The sequence below is a fragment of the Bosea sp. (in: a-proteobacteria) genome (assembly GCA_023910605.1).
In the GTDB taxonomy this organism is placed as follows: domain Bacteria; phylum Pseudomonadota; class Alphaproteobacteria; order Rhizobiales; family Beijerinckiaceae; genus Allobosea.
In genome coordinates this window covers 1,427,383-1,445,952 of the sequence record JAAVVV010000001.1, presented here as the reverse complement: position 1 = coordinate 1,445,952, position 18,570 = coordinate 1,427,383, and the positions used below count along the sequence as shown (strand labels likewise).

Below are 18,570 nucleotides of genomic sequence, written 5' to 3'. Positions count from 1 at the left end.
AGAAAAGCACATTCTTCCGGCCTTAGGTAGCAAATGCACCAAAGCCGACCGGGCGAAACCCGGCCCGGATCGGCTATCCTGGGGCCATGCCAGACACGATCAAGCGCAGCCGCACTGACACATTCGAGCACACCATTGCGGGGCTGCTCACCAAGCGCGCAGACCTGTTCAACGAAGCCGAGCGCATCAGGGACAGGCTGGCGGCCATCAAGAACGACGTGGACGCGATAGACCGGGTGCTGGGGACGTTGGGCTATACAGGAAACCTAGACGCGGAGATGCCCCGCCAGCGGCGGCAAGCCATCTTCGGCCCCGGCGAGCTGACGCGTGCCATCCTTGACGTCCTGAGGGATGCCAACGAGCCAATGGGAAGCCGCGATGTGGCGCGGCTGCGCGACAAGACGCGCCCCTCGCGCATCAAGCCGCTCGGCCCTCAAGTGGCGGAGCGTGTGGTGGCGCTGACGCTGGCCGATCCCCCCAGCGAGACCACGCACTGGACGGCGCAGGCCATGGCCCAAGCCTCCGGCATCAGCGCCAGCGCGGTGCGCCGCATCTGGAAGGCGCACGGCCTCCAGCCGCACCGGATGCGCCAGTTCAAGCTCTCCAACGACCCGAAGTTCACCGAGAAACTGCGCGACGTGGTCGGCCTCTATGTCAATCCGCCCGCGCACGCCATCGTTCTATCGCTGGATGAGAAATCCCAGATCCAGGCCCTCGACCGCACCCAGCCCGGACTGCCCATGAAAAAGGGGCGGCTGGGCACCATGACCCACGACTACAAGCGGAACGGCACGACCACGCTCTTTGCGGCCCTCAACGTGCTCGACGGAACCGTCATCGGCCAGAACATGCAGCGCCATCGCCATCAGGAGTTCATCCGCTTCCTCAACGCCATTAATGCGCAGGTTCCGGCAGGCAAGGCGGTCCATGTCATTCTCGACAATTATGCCGCCCACAAGCATCCCAAGGTCATGCAATGGCTCATGCGCAATCAGCGCTTCACCTTCCACTTCACGCCAACGTCCTGTTCATGGCTCAATGCGGTCGAGGGTTTCTTCGCCAAGCTCGCAAAACGCATCCTCAAGCGCGGCGTCTTTGTCTCAGTCGTCGATCTTCAGGCCGCCATCAACCGCTTCCTCAAAGAGCACAACGGGGAGCCAAAACCCTTCTCCTGGACCGCAGACCCCGACGCCATAATCGCAGCTGTCAAACGCGGGCACCAAGCGTTAGATTCTGTCCACTAGTGCCTTGAAAAACGGGTCAATAAAATCTCTGCGAACCTGAGTTTCATTATAACCACCTGACTTGTAAGATGATTTTTGTTCCTCAAACCGTGTCACGAGTTTTGCCACTTGTTCAGGTATGGGCATTTGCTCTTGATTCTCTTTAATGAGGGTATGAACCACCCCCGGTTTGCGGGAGGCGGATTGTGTCAAGTTATGCGGCCATGGCTGGTTCGTCCAGCATAGCGTAATAGCGTGCCTCGGCTTCGGCGGGTGCCCTTTGATGTGAGTGCGGTTTGCATCGTGTTTGTTTGCGTCTCACGCATTCACAACAACATGGCTTGCTGCTCACGAAACGGCTTTTCATGAAACGCAAACTGGCTTGATGTGATTTCGTGCAACTCAAAAAGCATCCTTGCCTTCTGCAATGTTCAACAGCTCGCTGAACGCGAAGATCGCAGGACGACGACCGCTGCCAGGGCGCAACTCACGCAACAAGCCGTTTTTGTGCACCTCACGCAGAATGCGTTGTGCAGTCGGTTTTGGAATGCCGCTGTTGCTAACAAAGTCCGTTGTCTTGAAGACAGGTCGACGAAACATCCAGTCCAGCGCTCGCATCGAATGTTGCGAACGTGTGATCTCCGCAATCCAGACTTTGCGCCCGTTATAAAGCGACAGAATTTTCTGGGCTTTGGTCTGGTTCTCTTCTGCCTGTGCAATCATCCCGCGCAGGAAGAACGCACACCATCCTGTCCAGTCACCATCGCGCGACACGGCCAGCAGATGGTCGTAATACTCGTCCCGGTGGCTTTCCAGATAAGCGCTCAGGTAGAAGTTTGGCCGCGCCAGCAGCTTGTGGCTGAACAGGAACAGCGGGATGATTAGCCTTCCCAGACGGCCATTGCCATCAAGGAACGGGTGTATCGCCTCGAATTCAGCATGGACGATGGCAAGCTGAACCAGCCGGTCTAGCGCATCGGAATGGATGTAGGTTTCCCAGTCATTCATCGCCTTTGGCAGCTGATCAGCCGATGTTGGCACAAACCGTGCGTTCTCAATCGTGCAGCCGATTGGTCCGATCCAGTTGGGAATCTTGCGATAGTCGCCCGGAGCCTTATTATGGCCGCGCACCCCTTGCATCAGGACAGCATGAACCTTCTTGATCAGCCTTTGCGAGAGTGGCAGCCCATCCAATAGGTGGATGGCCTCACGCAGCGCCTTCCGGTAATTCAGCACCTCGCGGATATCGGCTTTCTTGGGGGTGCTTTCGTCAAGGAGGTCACCCTCGGCTTCAAACTCCAGCACCTCGCCAAGAGTGGCCTGGGTGCCTTCGATCCGGCTGGAGAGCACGGCTTCCTGATCAGTCAGCGGCGACAGCAGCACATCCGGGTTAGGCACGCCTTGCAAGACGCCGTCATAACGAGCGATTGCTGCATTCGCAGGTCCGATCAAGGGCAACAAGCGTGGCCAATCAAGATCGACCGGAGGAAACTTGCCGAGATGATAGGGAACCGGGCTCATTCAGCAGCTTCCAGGAGTTGCTCGGCATCCGACAAATCGATCTCGCCTGAAATGAGTTGGCGGTCTCAAATCTGAAGTGCATCACCGAGTTTCGATAGCTCAATCATAAAGACTTCCTCGGGTATTTGGAAGCCGAGGACGGCGCGCGGTCTGGTGTTGAGGCTGTGGGCGATCCTGTCGAGATCGCGCTGGCTGTAGATCGACAGGTCGATGCCCTTGGGCAGGTACTGCCGGACGAGGCCATTGAGGTTCTCGCTGGACGGCCTCTGCCAGGGGCTGTGCGGATTGCAGAAGTAGACCGGCATGCCAAGGCGGCTGGTCAGTTCCTTGTGGCGGGCCATCTCCTTGCCCTGATCATAGGCGAGGCTGCGGCGCATCAATTTTGGCACCTTGGCAAAGGCTTTGGTGAACCCGTCCAGTGCCGCCTGCGCCCCGCAATCCTTCATCCTGGCGATCAGGGTGTAGCGGCTCTTGCGCTCGACCAGCGTGCCGATGGCGCTGGCATTGCCGGCACCCTTGACGAAGTCGCCCTCCCAGTCGCCGGGAATGAGCCGATTGAGCGCATCTCCAGGCCGTTCGTGGATCGAAACCATGTCCGGCAGACGCCCCTGCCGGTTTGTCCCCCGCCCGCGTGCGCCGCGCGTCTTGTGGGCCTGGCGCAGACAACCGATCAGATCCTTGCGCAGCTCTCCGCGCGGGATCACGTAGATCGCCCGGTAGATCGTCTCGTGGCTGACAACGGGCAAGAAAGGACCGTTCGCATCAGGATCGCTCATGGCCTTCAGCTTGCCGGAAATCTGCTGCGGTGACCATGCAAGGCGCAAGTGCTTCAGCACATACTCGCGCAGCATCGTCCCCTCGCGCAGCTTGACCAGTCCCCGCCGCCGTCTGGCCCGGCAAGAAGAGGCTGCCGAGGAAGCGTCATATCCTTGCGCCGTGCCAGAACTGCGTTTGATCTCGCGCGATATGGTCGGTCCAGAGCGCCCCAGATGCCCGGCTATCCAGCGACAGCTCCGACCTTCATTCAGATGCCGATGAATGAAATTGCGTTCCTCACCGCTGAGGTGATTGTAAACTTGGCCCATCAATCAACCGTCGGGTTCCACTGCCAGCAGCACCGGTTCCGGTTCACTCCGCGCATCCCGATCATTTAGCCGCGATCCGGCGCCTGCGCCCTTGGCCGTGCCGTGCCGTGACGCAACGCCATTGGCCTGCGCAGCGAGCCACTCCATATGAGGAGTGCGGCGGGTGGCGCCGTCGATGAGAGGGCGGGACTTGGCGAAGAGGTGGATGACCAGCCTTGGCGGCGCGATCAGCCGCGTCCGGGAGCGGCTCGGACGTGGCGGGCTCTCCCTGGCGGGGCTTGAACGCGCCATGCCGTCATGGCCGGACATCTGGCAGGCCGTGGCCGCGCCGCGCGCCGGGGCGGCTCTGGACGACGCCATCGCCCGCAAGGCGCTCGCCACTGCGCCCGTGGTCTGGCTGATCGGCAAGGTGCAGTCCGGCAAGAGCTCGATCGTGCGGCAGCTCACGGGCGCCGACGCCGCCGAGATCGGCTCAGGGTTCAGGGCCTGCACGCGCACGGCCCGCGTCTTCGATTTTCCCGCCGAGGCGCCGGTGATGCGCTTTCTCGATACGCGGGGGCTGGGCGAGGCCGCCTATGATCCCGCCGAGGACATCGCCTTCTGCGAGGGGCAGGCGCACCTGCTGCTGGTGGTGATGCGTGCGCTCGATCCGGCGCAGGGCGCGGTGCTGGAGGCGGTGCGCGCGGCGCGCCGGCGCCAGCCGGGCTGGCCTGTCGTGGTCGCTCAGACATGCCTTCACGAAGCCTATCGCGCCGGCGCAAACCACCCGCAGCCCTATCCCTTTCCTTCCGATCTCGCAGGCTTCACCAATCCGGGCGTGCCGCCCGACCTGGTGCGAGCCCTGCGCCACCAGCGCTCGCTTTTCGAGGCCATGCCCGGCGACGGGCCGATCATGTTCGCCGCCATCGACTTCACGCTCGATGAGGATGGCTTCGCGCCGGTCGATTTTGGCCGAACGGCGTTGATGGAGGCGCTGGCGGCGGCTGCGCCTGCGGCGCTCAGGGCAGCGCTCGACCAGCCGCGCGAGGCGCTGGAGCGGCAGGCGCAGCCGCACATCATGGGCTATGCGGCAGCCGCTGCGGCAGCCGACATCGTGCCGCTGGCGGGCGCCGTCGCCGTGCCGGGCATCCAGGCCAAGATGCTGCACAGCCTGGCCCTCATCCACGGCGCGGCCTGGGACCGCCAGATGCTGGGCGAGTTCGCGGCCTGCCTGGGGGCCGGCACGATCACCCGCATGGCGGCCAGCCTGGGCCTGAGGCAGCTTGCCAAGCTCATCCCGGTCTATGGCCAGACGGCCGGGGCGGCCGCCGCCGCAGCGACCAGCTTCGCCGCGACCGTGGCGCTGGGCAAGGCAGCGGAATACTTCCTCAACCGGCGTAAAATCGGCATCGACGATCCGGACGGCGTGGCGCGCGTCTACGCCCAGTCGCTGGCCGAGGCGTTCAGGATGCGCGCCTCCACAACGGGGCCGGGCACGCCTTCGTCAAAGGCCCAGCCATGAGGATGGCGCGCGGAACGCGGCTGTTGCTGCTCGGCGTCGGGCTCATCGTGCCGGCGCTGACGCTCATGCCGCTGGGTGTCGTCTGGCTCTGGCAGCAGGGCTATGCGCTGCATTGGGCCGCAGGGAGTTGCCTGTTGACGCTCGGGGTCTATCTCCTGCAGCGCTGGCTGCTGCGGGCGCCGGGGCCGCGCGCCGCGCCCGCTCCGGGGACTGCCGAGACGGCAGCCGGGCCGCCGCCCGGCGACGGCACGCCCGATCCGGGCTGGACGCCGGCCGAGCTGGCTGCCTGGGCGCGCGTGACCGAAATCGCGCTGGCCGTGAAGACAGAGGAACTCACCAGCCGTGAGGCCTTCATGGCGCTGGCGCAGCGCACCATCGAAGCGGTGGCGCACGAAATCCACCCCAGGCAGACAGAGCCGCTCTGGCATTTCACCGTGCCCGAGGCGCTGGCGCTGATCGAGCGGGTCAGCGGGCGGCTCAGGACAGGCATCGCGGATTCGGTGCCGCTCGGCGACAGGCTGACCGTGGCGCAGGCGCTCAAGCTCTATCGCTGGCGCTCGGCCATCGGCGTGGCGGAACGCGCCTACGACCTGTGGCGGCTGGTGCGCGTGGTCAATCCCATGGCGGCCGCGACGCAGGAACTGCGCGAGCAGGCCACCAGGCGCCTCTACGAATGGGGCCGCGAGGAGCTTGGCGCGCGGCTGGCCCGCAAGTTCGTGTTCGAGATCGGGCGCGGTGCGATCGACCTTTACGGGGGCAGGCTCCGGCTGTCCTCCGCCGAACTGGCGACGCATGTCTCGGCGCGCAGCAAGCGCGACCAGGCCAGCGCCGCCGAAGCTCTCGCGACCGCCGAGCCCTTGCGCATCCTGATCGCGGGCCAGATCAGCGCCGGCAAGTCGAGCCTCGTCAATGCGCTGATGCGGCAGGTTCGCGCCGCGGTCGACGTGTTGCCGACCACGCCGGGCGTCACCGCCCATGTGCTGACGCGCGAGGGCGAGCCGCCCACGCTGCTGCTCGACACGCGCGGGCTGGCCGGCGAGCCCGACGAGACGCAGCGGCTCGCCGGGGAGGCCGATGGCAGCGACTTCATCCTGTGGGTCACGAACGCGGCGCGCGCCGACCGGGAGGCGGACCGGGCGGCTCTCGCGGCGCTGCGGGCGGAATTCGCGCGCCGGCCGGACCGCCGAATGCCCCCCATGCTGCTGGTGCTGAGCCATGTGGATCGCCTGCGGCCGTTCGCGGAGTGGAAGCCGCCATACGATCTCGATGCCGTCAGCCCTGCGCCGAAGGCGGCCTCGATCCGCGCGGCAATCGAGGCGGCTTCGGCCGATCTTGGCTTTTCCACCGATGCTGTGGTGCCGGCCTGCCTCGACGAAGGCGCGGGCCTCTACAACGTCGAAGCCATCTGGGCAGGCATCATGGCGCGCCTGAGCGAGGCCAAGCGCACGCAACTGGTGCGCTGCATCGGCGAGCACAAGGCTTCGCTGGACTGGGGCAAGGTCTGGTCGCAGACGCTTGGCGCAGGGCGCGTGCTGACCAGCCTCGTGCGCCGCTGACAGGGGCAAGCCGCTCGAAGCGGGGCGCCCTTGCGCCGCTTGCGCTGCATGGCATCGGCAAGGCCAAGGTCCATCAGGCGTGCAAGGACGGCCCCGACAAGCGTGAGCGCGCCGGCGGACGGCACCGATGTGCCGATCAGCGAATGCGGTCCGCGCGACGGGCTGCGGAACATCGACCGTGTCATGGCGACCGAGGACAAGGGGACTGTCAGGATTTTCGTGCGCGGGCGGCGGGTTGAACATCAGGCCGCCATGGCCCTTGTGAAGCGCTCGCCAACAGGCGTTCAACATGAAGCGATGGGTTTTCCTTGATGCCCGGATTCTGCCTGCATGAGGCGAAAACAGGCGAAACGGCCATAATCGGGCCGTCAAAAACAGCCAAATCGGCAGCAGAAGCGCCCTATACTGCGCCGGCTCGGACGGGGACTGTCACAAAGCCCAAATTAGCGTATTTCCGGAGGCGTCCAATTGTGTTCGGCTTGCCGATTTTCGGATAATTGGCAGGGGAATCGAGATCATCAGGGGAGGCTTTGAGGTGCTGAAAAACATAAATCCACTACTGAATGCCGATGTGCTCCATGCACTCCGCGCCATGGGCCATGGCGATGACCTCGTGATCGCGGATGTGAACTTCCCGTCCGACTCGGTGGCGCGTGAAACCAAAATTGGTCGGCTCCTTCGGATCGACAATACAACAGCGGCGGAAGCGATCCGCGCGATCCTGTCCGTCATGCCGCTCGACAGCTTCGTCGACCATCCAGCGGAGCGCATGGAGGTTGTCGGTGCGCCCGGCGAGATTCCAAAGGTTCAGCAGGAAGTGCAGCGCGAGATCGACCGGGCCGAGAAAAAGAGCATGCCCATGGGCGCCATTGAGCGCATGGCCTTTTACGAACGCGCCAAAAAATCCTACTGCGTCATCCAGACCGGCGAGGCGCGTTTCTATGGCTGCTTCATCTTGAAGAAGGGAGTTATCCCACCCAGGCGGGGGTGAGGAGCGGTCCGCGCAGCAGGATAATCGCTGAGCAGCGGTTGCATTTGCGCGTTCCTTTATGAAATCAATGTGCTGATTGGTTGGCTAGGGAGGTAGCTGATGGGTCGGCGAGGCAGCATTCTGATGGCGATCGCACGCGATGTCTCGCGTGCGCAGAGACAGGCCGAGGCAGCACGTGTTAAGGCTGCACACGAACATGATCGATATGTACGGGCACAATTAAGAGACGAAGCGCGACAGGAGCGCGAGGCTCTTCGTTCGCTTAAAGAACAGGCCCGCTTCGAAAAGGAACAATATCTTCAAGATCGTGAACAGCAAGCCTCCGATCTAAAATATGATGTCGAAGACAAAATTGAAAAACTAAATTCTATTTTGACTGACACACTGTCGATTAATGATCAAATAGATTTTTCAACTCTTAGAATTATTAACAATTTTACTGGATTTTCTCCGCCTCGTTCGCTGATCACGCAAGCCCCTCCCCCTACTATAGATGGCTTTCTCCAAAAGGCCCCTCCGAGAACGTTCCTGAGCAAGCTGGTGCCAGGGGCCAAGGATCGGCATGAGCGGGAGATCGCGACCGCGAAAGCTGATTTCAAGAAACAACTTTCAGCTTGGAAGATTCGAGAGACCCAGCGGGTCGCGGCATTGCAGGCCGCCCAAGTTGAATATACACGCAATCAACATGATTTTGAAGCAAAGAAAGCACAACGCAACGCTGAGGTTGACCTGTTTGAAGCAGAATACAAGGCTGGTGAGCCAAATGCGATTATAGCCTATTCGACAATGGTGCTCGAACGGTCGTCATATCCTGAGGGATTTCCACAGATTTTCTCTGTCGCTTACACAAGCGAATCGAAACAGCTAGTCGTCGAGTATCAACTACCTACTAGCGAAGTAGTGCCTGAAAATTGCGATTATCGCTATGTCCGATCGCAGGACACGATTATCGAGAAGCCGCGCAAGGCGTCAGAGATAAAAGAGCTGTACCGGGATATCATCGCAGCAACAGCGTTGCGCACAATTCATGAGCTTTTTGAAGCAAATGTCTCCGGACATGTAGAGTTAATTTGCTTTAACGGCTACATTCATACTGTGGATCCCGCAACCGGCCAGGATATTCAGCCGCATCTGATCTCGGTGAGGACAACACGCGAAAAATTCCAACAGATTGATCTTCGACGGGTCGACAAGGCGGTTTGCCTTAGAAACCTTGGTGCCCAAGTCTCGAAACGGCCGGAAGAAGCGCAACCGGTAAAACCGATCATCGAGTTCAAGATGGCGGATGCGCGTTTCGTCGATCAAACCGATTTGGTGTCAGGCTTCGCATCAGCAAAGAACCTGATGGAACTGACGCCCTTCGAATTTGAACAACTTGTCGCAAATCTTTTTGGGCAGATGGGATTGGAGAGCAAACTGACACGCTCCTCCCGCGATGGTGGCGTTGATTGCGTAGCCTTCGACAGGCGCCCCGTACTAGGCGGGAAGGTCGTTATTCAGGCCAAGCGATACCGGCATACCGTTGGGGTGTCGGCGGTCCGTGATCTATATGGGACCATGATGAACGAGGGGGCCAACAAGGGGATTCTAGTGTCTACCAGCGGGTATGGACCGTGCGCTTTTGATTTTGCCAAAGACAAGCCGATTGAACTCATTGATGGTGGTAACTTGCTCTATCTTTTACAGGAAGTCGGCTTTGAGGCCCGCATTATCTTTCCAGAAGAATGAACGTATCTGAAGCAGTAATGGTTGATTTATTTTGTTCCGTACACTTGAATTAATTGCGCACTGGCCGTCTCACATTTGAAGTGCATCACCTGACGGATTATCAGGTGATTGATGGGCCAAGTTTACAATCACCTCAGCGGTGAGGAACGCAATTCCATTCATCGGCATCTGAATGAAGGTCGGAGCTGTCGCTGGATAGCCGGGCATCTGGGGCGCTCTGAGACACCACCGCTCGGCGGGCCAGCTTGACGCGTGGCCGCTTTGTACCAGAATCAGCACGGAATGGAGCCGATCATGACCCGCCTGATTCTCACCCTTGCCACGGCTGTGGCGCTGAGCGCCTGCACGACCAGCAGCCCACCGCCCGCTCCAGATGCAGCGAGCGCCCCGGCCGGCGTGACGCCCAGCAGCTTCGCGCTGCCCTCCGGCACGGGCTGCGCGGGGGAAGTGGCGCGCTTCCAGGCCGTGATGGACAACGACCTCGCAACCGGCCACACCACGGCCGGCGTGCATGCCCGCGTCTCGGCCGAGATCGCGACGGCGCGCGCCACCTGCGCGGCCGGCAATGAGGGCGCAGCGATCGCACAGGTCAACGGCACCAAGTCGCGCTTCGGCTATCGCTGACAGCCAGCCTCGGCTAGGCTCCCGCTCATGCGGCTGCGGGTTGGCACCTTCAACGTCGAGAACCTCGTCACGCGCCACCGCTTCGGCGCAGGGCCGCGTGGCGAGACGTCGGCGGCGATGTCTCTCTTCCATTTTCCGGTGGCGGACCAGCGCGCCGCGGTGGAGCAGTCGCTCGCCGTGGCGCTGGAGGATGACAAGCGGCAGATGACAGCGCTCGCCATGGCCGAAGGCGCCGCCGACATCTGGTGCCTGCAGGAAATCGACTCGCTCGCCAGCCTGCAAGCCTTCTTCGCCAATTACGTGCACCGGCTTTCGGACCATCGCTATGGCCATTTTGCCGTGCGCGACGGCAATGACCGGCGCGGGATAGAGGTGGCCTTCGCGGCGCGGCGCGATCTCATCGCCCCCTCCCAGATCACGGTGACGAGCCATGCCGAGGCGAGCTTCGCCGAGCTCGACGTGTTCGACCGCGCCTTGGCTGACCTTGACATCAAACCGCATGACAGGGTGTTCTCGCGCGATTGCCTGATGGCAGGGCTCGCCTGGCCGGACCGAAGCCTGGCCCTTTTCCTGTGCCACCTCAAATCCATGAATGACGGCTCCGATGACGGGCGGCGCAACACGCTGCCGATCCGTCGGGCGGAAGCCCTTGCCGTGACGCGCATCGTCAAGCGCCATTTCGGGCCGGCCTGGCGCGAGGCGAACTGGATCGTCGCGGGCGATCTCAACGGCTTTCGCCATGGCATCGGGCCACTGGGCAAGCTTCAGGATGAGGGCCCGAGCGGCATCGAGCCGCTGCTCGACCGGTTCGCGGTGGATCCGCTCGCGGCGCTGCCCGAGCATGAGCGCTGGACGCATTTCCGCCGCTGGTGGAGCGAGAGCGAAGGCGCGCTGCGCGAGCAGCACATGCCGCTCGATTATGTGCTGCTGTCGCCTGCGCTCGCAGCCGAGAACCCCAGCCCGCGCATCGACATCATCCGGCGAGGGCAGCCCTACCGCGTGCCGCTTGACCCGCGCGCCGGGGATCGCTCGATCGGGACGCTGTCCGGAACCGCCGACCGTTATCCGCGCGTGGGCTGGGACCGCCCCAAGGCGTCGGACCATTGCCCGGTGGTGGTGGAACTGACCATTCCCAAGGGCTGAGCTGCGGGCCGCAGCCGGCGGGAAGGCGCGTTTGCGCTGGCCATGGCGGGCCTGATCCTCTACCCGTGGTACGACAGCGCATCAGGGGAGTTGCCGCCATGAGCCGCCGTTTCGTCACACTCGATGTCTTCACCCGCACCGCGCTGGCCGGCAATCCGCTCGCGGTCGTGCTCGACAGCGAGGGCCTCAACGATCACGCCATGCAGACCATCGCGCGTGAGTTCAACCTGTCCGAGACGGTGTTCGTGCGCCCGCCGCAGGACGTGAAGTCGCGCGCGTCCTTGCGCATCTTCACGCCGGCGCGCGAACTGCCCTTCGCCGGCCATCCCACCGTCGGCACTGCGGTGCTGCTGGGCATCCGCGACCATGGCGGCCAGCACGGGCATGTCGCCTTCGATCTCGAGGAGAAGGTGGGGCTCGTGCCCTGCTCCGTGGAGATCGAAAGCGGCGCGCTGGGCAAGGCCGTGTTCTCGCTGCCGCGCCTGCCTTTCGAGGAGGGCGAGGCCGCCCATGACATCGCGCTGGCGCAGGCCATCTCGCTGAAGCCTGGCGACATCGGCTTCGAGAGGCCGGGCTTCGGCAAGCATCGCGCCACGGTTCAGTCCGCCGGTGTCGGCTTCACCTTCGTTCCGGTCAGCGGCCTGGATGCGCTGGCGCGCGCGGTGCCGGACCTGTCGCATTGGGTGGGCATCAGGCCCGATGGCCACCCCAACGCGTTCGTCTACACCGCACTGCCCGAGGGCTCGGCAGCGCGCTACCGCGGCCGCATGTTCGCGCCTTCGATGGGCCTGCACGAGGACCCGGCGACCGGCTCCGCCGTGGCGGCCTTTGCAGGCGTGGTCATGGCGTTCGATGCGCCCGAGGATGGCCAGCACAGCATGATCGTCGAGCAAGGCTTCGAGATGGGCCGGCCGAGCCAGATCGAGCTGCATCTCACGGTCGAGAAGGGCAAGCTCGTCAAAGCGGCGATCGGGGGCTCGGCCGTGCTGGTCAGCGAAGGCCTGTTGCGTCTGTGAGCCACGACGGCAAGGACAAGGAAACCTATACGATCCATGCCCTCGCCGGCATTGACGCGAGGCTTGCGGCCTATGACTGGCCTTTCGCCACCGAGCGCAAGCAGGAGATCGCGACGCATTGGGCAGCGCTGAAGGCGTCCAAGCCTGCCACGTTCAACGGGCAGGTTCTGCTCCAGCGCCGGGGTTTCGTCGATGGCGACATCTTTCGCGCGGACTACTTCCAGACCGATTACGCGAGCTTCATGGCGTGGGTCAGGGGCAGCCAGCCGGATGCGCCCGAGGCCGGAATCCGCAACGGCTTCGCGCTGAGCGCGCTGCGCTCCCGCGACGGCGCCTACTTGATGGGCGTCATGGCCGGACACACGGTGAATGCGGGGCGGATCTGGTTTCCGGGCGGCACGCCTGATCTCAACGATGTCACCGCCGATGGCCGCGTGGACCTGACCGGCTCGCTCCTGCGGGAACTCGAGGAGGAGACGGGTCTGGCACCGGGCGACGTGACGCTCGCCGATGGCTGGCACGCGCTGGTGAGCACGACCCGCGCTGCCTTTCTGCGCGAGGTCTTCATCGATCTGCCGGCAGACGAGGCCCGCGCGCTCATCCGTGACCGGCTGGCAGGCCAGGCCGAGGCCGAACTCAGCGACATTGCCGTCGCACGGCGCGCCTCCGACATCGATCTTGAGCGCATGCCGCCCTTCATGCAGATTTTCCTGAGATACATGCTTCCCGCGGATTGAGAGCCAAACGCCATGATGACGCTGCCTGCCGACAATCCCTTCTTTGCGCCCTGGACCACGCCGTTCGGACTGCCTCCCTTCGCCCAGATCAGGCCCGAACACCTTTCGCCCGCGCTTCATGCCGCGCTTGCAGCCCATGGCGCCGAGATCGACGCCATCGCGGCCGAGACGGCGCCGGTCAGTTTCGCCAACGTGATCGACGCTCTGGAGCGCGCGGGCGATGCGCTCGACCGTGTTTCGGGCGTCTTCTACAATCTGGCGGGCGCGGACACGAACGAGGCGCTACAGGCCATCGAGCGCGAAATGGCGCCGGTGATGGCGCGCCACTGGTCCTCGATCGGCATGAACGCGGCCCTGTTCGCCCGGCTGGATGCGCTGCACGCGCAGGCGCCCGGCCTCGATCTGTCGCCTGAGCAGGCCCGCGTGCTCGATCTCACATACAAGGGCTTCGTGCGCTCGGGCGCGCGCCTCGACGAGGCGGACAAGACCCGGCTGAAGGCCATCAACGAACGGCTTTCCACGCTCGGCACCACCTTCTCGCAGAATGTGCTGAAGGACGAGGCAAGCTATGCGCTGATCCTGGAGCACGAGGCCGACCTCGCTGGCCTGCCCGGTTTTCTCAAAGCCGCCATGGCCAAGGCCGCAACCGACCGCGGCCATCCGGGCAGGCACGCGGTGACGCTGCCACGCTCGATCATCGAGCCCTTCCTGACCTTCTCCTCGCGCCGCGACCTGCGCGAGAAGGCCCGTCGAGCCTGGGATGCGCGCGGCGCCAATGGCGGCGAGTCGGACAACCGCGCGGTCGTGGCCGAAATGGTGCGACTGCGCGCGGAGAAGGCACGGCTTCTTGGATATGAGAATTTCGCGGCGCTGAAGCTCGACAGCAGCATGGCCAGGACGCCCGTCGCGGTGCGCGGTCTGCTCGAACTGGTGTGGGCGCCGGCCCGGCGCCAAGCCGCGAAAGAGGCCGCCGACCTGGCGGCGCTGGCCCGCAGCGAAGGCCAGAGCGAGCCGATCGCGGCCTGGGACTGGCACTACTATGCCGAGAAGGTGCGCAGCGCGCGCTTCGCGCTCGATGAGGCCACGCTCAAGCCGTATCTGCAGCTGGACCGCATAATCGATGCCTCGTTCGATTGCGCGACGCGGCTCTTCGGCCTCGTCTTCACCGCGCGGCCCGACCTTGAGGGCTACCATCCCGACGTGCGGATCTGGGAGGTGAGCGAGACTGGCGGGCGGCACATCGGCCTGTTCGTCGGCGATTACTTCGCGCGGCCATCGAAGCGTTCCGGCGCCTGGATGAGCGCCTATCGCCGGCAGGACAAGCTCGATGGCGAGGTGCGGCCCATCATCGTCAACGTTTGCAACTTCGCCAAGCCGGCCGAAGGCCAGCCGGCGCTGCTCTCTCTCGACGATGCGCGCACCTTGTTCCACGAGTTCGGCCACGCGCTGCACGGGCTGCTCTCGGACGTGACCTACCCGTCGGTGTCGGGCACATCTGTCTCCCGTGATTTCGTCGAGTTGCCCTCGCAGCTCTATGAGCACTGGTTCTCGACGCCCGAGGTGATGGGCCGCTATTGCATCCATGCCGGGACGGGCGAGCCGATGCCGCAAGACCTGATGGACAAGATCAAGGCGGCGCAAACCTTCAACCAGGGCTTCGCGACGGTGGAGTACACCTCCTCCGCGCTCGTGGACCTTGCCTTCCACGAGCTGACGGATCAGGACACCATCGACCCTCTGGCCTTCCAGGCAGCTGAGCTGGCGCGCATCGGCATGCCGGCCGAGATCGGGATGCGCCACAAGACGCCGCATTTCACCCATGTGTTCTCGGGCGACGGCTATTCGGCCGGCTACTACTCGTATCTCTGGAGCGAGGTGATGGATGCGGATGCGTTCGACGCCTTTCGCGAGACGGGCGATGTCTTCGATGCCGGCATGGCCGAGCGGCTCAAGCGTTTCATCTATTCGGCAGGCAACAGCCGCGATCCTGCCGAGCTTTACACAGCCTTTCGCGGCCGCATGCCGACGCCCGACGCACTTCTGGAGAAACGCGGGCTGGCTGCGGCGTAACCGCAACACGGCCGGGGTCTGGCCCCGTCAGGCGGCGTAGCGCTCGCCGTCGGGCCCGTAATAGTGGACATAACGCGGATCGATGGCCGGGACGGGCAGGATCACCAGCACATCGGTGGTGCCAAACTGCGGATCGATCACCGCGCCCTCGCCGAAGCGCGCGCCAAGCCTGAGGTAGCCCTTCAACAGCGGCGGCAGGGCACGGAGCGCGGCCTTGCCATCGATCGCATCTGCGCTGACCGCATCCATCGCAACATAGGCCGCGGGATGGGCGCGCGCGTGCCACTCGCCTTCGGCGCGGGCGTGGTGATGGAGGAAGCCGAGGCTCTCGCGGAAGGCGGCAGGATCGGTGCCCTCAAGCGAGGCGCAGCCGAACATGACGTCGATGCCGTGGCGGCGGACATAGCTCCAGATCCCGTGCCAGAGCAGCTCGACTGTCTTGCGCGTGCGGTAATCGGCGAGGACGCAGGAGCGGCCCAGTTCGAGGAAGCGCTTGCCCGGATGGCGCGCGACAAGCGCCGCCACGTCGAACTCGCCCTGAGAATAGAAGCCTGCGGGCCCGGCCCGCTCCTGCCTTAGAAGCCTGTAGGTGCCCACCACCAGCGGGCGCGGCCTGCGGCCGGGCCTGTGGTCCAGCCGGGCGGTGTCCTCGACGAGCAGGTGATCGCACGGCGCATCGAAGCCATCGATGTCGCGGCGCAGGAACCGGCAGCGCGCGTCCGGAGCGGCGCCCATCTCCTCGTGAAAGACCTGATAGCGCAGGCGCTGGGCGCGGCGCACATCCTGCCGGCTCCGCGCAAGCCGGATGGTGAGCGTGCCGCTTCGGCCCAGCACAGGCCGCGCCATGCCCGCCAGGCCGGGGTGCGGCATGAAAGAAGCCAGGACGCGCGGATCAAGGAATGGCGGCACCGGCCGGAACAAGCGGTTGCCAATAGCCAATCCTTTTGGGGGTGGCGTGTCTGGAGAAGGAGAAAGAGCGCCGTCGAGCATGGGATTCGCAAGGTCCATTGGCAGGAGCCGACCAGAGGCGGGAGCTGATTCCCCCCATGAGCCGGACTGTCATGCACTCTACATAGGCCAGGATCAGCGCCATGACACAGATGCGACACTGCGATGACAGTGGATGGCCGTGGCCTGCACGCCACGCGCCGGCGGCTGCGCCGTTCAGGCCACCACGTTCTGCGCCGGGTCGACGGCGAGCTTGAGCCACAGCGCGAGCTGATCGCGCACAAGGGGCTTGGGCAGGCAATCATCGAAGCCTGCCGCCATCGCCGCCTGGCGATCCTCGGCCGAGACATTTGCGGTGACGGCGATCAGCGGCAGCCGGTGCATGGCCGCCATGGCGCTCTCTTCCTCGCGGATGGTGCGGGCCGCCTTGAGCCCGTCCATGATGGGCATGCGCACGTCGAACACGCCGAGCGCGAAGGGCGGCGCCTCGCCCGCCAGCGACTGCATCATCAGGGACACGGCTTCCTGACCGTTCTGCGCCCAGACGGGGTCTGCACCCAGTTTCTCGAGAGTCTGGCGCGCAAGAAGGGCGTTGATCTCGTTATCCTCCGCCAGCAGCACACGCGGGCGCAGCGGGGCCGGCGATGCCTCGGCCTCCTCGGCGTTGGCCGGGTCGACCGCCGCGCGCACGCGATCGCCCCGCAGCTGGGCGAGCAAGGAGCGCCCGCGCACGGGCTTGACGAGGAAGCCGTCGAAGCCGGCGGCGGCCGGGGCGCCGAAGCTGCGGCGCTCGAAAGGAGAAAGGATGATGATCCGCCGCGCCACGCCAGCAGCCCGCGCGAGAATCGCCAGTTCGCGCGCCCTCTCCGAGCCGATGGCGAGATCGACAAGCATGACGTCGAGATGCTGCTCGAGCAGCATGGCCTGCGCCCGCGCCGGATCGGGCGTGCGCAGGATGGTGGATCCGGCCGAGGCGATGATCCGCGACAGATAGTCCACCTCGAACGGCGCGGCCGACACGATGAGCGCCGTCAGCGGCGGACGATCGGCGGGCGGAGCGGGCCGCTCGCCGCCGCCATCCCTGAGCGCGAGCGTGACGGAGAAAACCGACCCTTCGCCGGGGCGGCTGTCAACCTCGATCGAGCCCGACATGAGCGGCAGCAGCCGCTTGACGATGGCAAGGCCGAGCCCCGAGCCGCCATGGGTTCGCGCCGTCGTCTCATCGGCCTGCTCGAATTCGTCGAAGATCGCCGAGAGCCGATCCGGCGCGATGCCGGGGCCGGTATCCTCGACGACGATGCGGATCATGCCCTCGTCGGCGCCGCTCAGACGCACGCCAACGCCGCCGCTTTCGGTGAACTTCACGGCGTTGCCGACGAGGTTGATGAGAATCTGGCGCACGCGGTCGGGATCGCCTAGCACGCGCGCGGGGATGGAGGGCTCCGCCAGCATGGCCAGGGACAGGCGCTTGTCATGCGCCTTGGGCGCGAGCAGCTCGACCACGCCTTCGGTGAGGGCGATCAGGTCGAAGGGCGTCTCCGATAGCGTGGTGCGCCCGGCTTCGACCTTGGCGAAGTCGAGAATTTCCTCGATCAGCGTCAGCAGGGCGTGGCCGGATGTGCGCAGGGCGCGGACATAGGTGGTCTGCTCCGGATCGAGCCGCGTATCGCTGAGCAGGTCCGCCATGCCGATGATGCCATTGAGCGGCGTCCGGAACTCGTGGCTGACGGTGGCGAGGAAGCGTGACTTGGCCTCGCTTGCGCTCTTGGCATGGGCCAGGGCCTCGTCGAGCTGCTGCTCGGAGGCGACGCGGCTGGTCACGTCGCGGCCAACCCGCTGCACCACGAGCCCGCCCGAAGCCATGAGCACGGTGGTCTCCGCCCAGGAGATCCAGCGCTCGCCATCCTGCGCCGCGAAGCGCTCGTCGACGAGGCGTGTGCCATCGCCGCGCTGCTCCACAAGCGCCGATGACAGCGGGTGGGGAGCCTGCTGGCTTCCGATCAGCGCCTCGACGGTCGAGCCCGCAAGCTGGGCATAGGCATGGTTGGCGTACACGATCTCGCCATCCGGCATCCGGCGCACGATCAGGTCGCCCTGCGCCTCGATCAGCGAGCGGTGGCGCTCCTCGCTCTCAGCCACGGCGAAGAGCCGGTCATTCAGCCGTTCGGAGGCGTCCGCCAGTTCCGCGGCATGCTGTTCGAGGCGCTTGTGGTCGCGCGTCAGCATGAAGGCCGCGATGGTCGCGATGCCGGCGGCGAGCGCGAAGACGACGCACAGCAGCGCGAGCAGAACCGTGCTGGTCAATGGCTTTCTCCTGCCTGGGGATCGACGAACACCGTCACTCTCCGCGCAGAATGCTTTACCTAAGGATAAGGGTCGACCGGATTCGAGCCAATTGGTTATGGCTATGTGAACCAGATCGTGGAA

Annotated in this window: 15 protein-coding genes and 1 pseudogene; 12 read left to right on the top strand and 4 right to left on the bottom strand. The window is 64.4% G+C overall.

Annotation, left to right across the window (positions count from 1 at the left end):
- Positions 1–86 precede the first annotated feature (86 nt).
- The gene (locus HEQ16_07035; protein ID MCO4053795.1) at positions 87–1,244 is read left to right on the top strand and encodes an IS630 family transposase; all 1,158 of its coding nucleotides are present in this window, start codon (positions 87–89) and stop codon (positions 1,242–1,244) included.
- 381 nt (positions 1,245–1,625) lie between these two features.
- On the opposite strand, the gene HEQ16_07030 is transcribed toward HEQ16_07035, so the two are convergent.
- Positions 1,626–2,744: a Fic family protein gene (locus tag HEQ16_07030; protein ID MCO4053794.1), complete on the bottom strand. Its 1,119-nt coding sequence runs from the start codon at positions 2,742–2,744 to the stop codon at positions 1,626–1,628.
- A 65-nt stretch (positions 2,745–2,809) separates the two neighbouring features.
- On the bottom strand, positions 2,810–3,829 hold the full coding sequence (locus HEQ16_07025) for an IS30 family transposase (protein MCO4053793.1): 1,020 nt from the start codon (positions 3,827–3,829) through the stop codon (positions 2,810–2,812).
- Positions 3,830–4,118: 289 nt separating this feature from the next.
- Here HEQ16_07025 and HEQ16_07020 point away from each other — a divergent pair, with 289 nt between their 5' ends.
- The 11 genes and pseudogenes from HEQ16_07020 (at position 4,119) to HEQ16_06970 (ending at position 15,195) form a co-directional block, all read left to right on the top strand.
- Positions 4,119–5,330, top strand: coding sequence for a hypothetical protein (locus HEQ16_07020; GenBank protein ID MCO4053792.1), 1,212 nt, complete (start codon positions 4,119–4,121; stop codon positions 5,328–5,330).
- 2 nt (positions 5,331–5,332) lie between these two features.
- Positions 5,333–6,886, top strand: a complete 1,554-nt coding sequence (locus tag HEQ16_07015) for a GTPase domain-containing protein (protein ID MCO4053791.1) — start codon at positions 5,333–5,335, stop codon at positions 6,884–6,886.
- 102 nt (positions 6,887–6,988) lie between these two features.
- Positions 6,989–7,198: a hypothetical protein gene (locus HEQ16_07010; protein ID MCO4053790.1), complete on the top strand. Its 210-nt coding sequence runs from the start codon at positions 6,989–6,991 to the stop codon at positions 7,196–7,198.
- A gap of 223 nt (positions 7,199–7,421) precedes the next feature.
- The gene (locus HEQ16_07005) at positions 7,422–7,877 is read left to right on the top strand and encodes a ribose ABC transporter (protein ID MCO4053789.1); all 456 of its coding nucleotides are present in this window, start codon (positions 7,422–7,424) and stop codon (positions 7,875–7,877) included.
- Positions 7,878–7,976: 99 nt separating this feature from the next.
- Positions 7,977–9,605, top strand: coding sequence for a restriction endonuclease (locus tag HEQ16_07000; protein MCO4053788.1), 1,629 nt, complete (start codon positions 7,977–7,979; stop codon positions 9,603–9,605).
- Positions 9,606–9,716: 111 nt separating this feature from the next.
- Positions 9,717–9,854, top strand: a complete 138-nt coding sequence (locus HEQ16_06995) for a helix-turn-helix domain-containing protein (GenBank protein MCO4053787.1) — start codon at positions 9,717–9,719, stop codon at positions 9,852–9,854.
- A 45-nt stretch (positions 9,855–9,899) separates the two neighbouring features.
- Entirely contained in the window at positions 9,900–10,229 is a 330-nt protein-coding gene (locus HEQ16_06990; protein ID MCO4053786.1) for a hypothetical protein, read from the top strand.
- Between the two features lie 27 nt (positions 10,230–10,256).
- On the top strand, positions 10,257–11,372 hold the full coding sequence (locus HEQ16_06985) for an endonuclease (GenBank protein MCO4053785.1): 1,116 nt from the start codon (positions 10,257–10,259) through the stop codon (positions 11,370–11,372).
- A 98-nt stretch (positions 11,373–11,470) separates the two neighbouring features.
- Complete coding sequence (locus tag HEQ16_06980) at positions 11,471–12,388, top strand: PhzF family phenazine biosynthesis protein (GenBank protein ID MCO4053784.1); 918 nt, start codon at positions 11,471–11,473, stop codon at positions 12,386–12,388.
- Positions 12,389–12,420: 32 nt separating this feature from the next.
- A pseudogene (locus HEQ16_06975) lies at positions 12,421–13,062 on the top strand (NUDIX hydrolase).
- Positions 13,063–13,140: 78 nt separating this feature from the next.
- Positions 13,141–15,195, top strand: a complete 2,055-nt coding sequence (locus HEQ16_06970; protein ID MCO4053783.1) for a M3 family metallopeptidase — start codon at positions 13,141–13,143, stop codon at positions 15,193–15,195.
- 27 nt (positions 15,196–15,222) lie between these two features.
- Here the strand turns inward: HEQ16_06970 and HEQ16_06965 are convergent, their stop codons facing one another.
- Both HEQ16_06965 and HEQ16_06960 read right to left on the bottom strand, forming a co-directional pair.
- The gene (locus HEQ16_06965; protein MCO4053782.1) at positions 15,223–16,203 is read right to left on the bottom strand and encodes a GNAT family N-acetyltransferase; all 981 of its coding nucleotides are present in this window, start codon (positions 16,201–16,203) and stop codon (positions 15,223–15,225) included.
- Between the two features lie 156 nt (positions 16,204–16,359).
- Positions 16,360–18,447, bottom strand: coding sequence for a response regulator (locus tag HEQ16_06960; GenBank protein ID MCO4053781.1), 2,088 nt, complete (start codon positions 18,445–18,447; stop codon positions 16,360–16,362).
- Positions 18,448–18,570 lie beyond the last annotated feature (123 nt).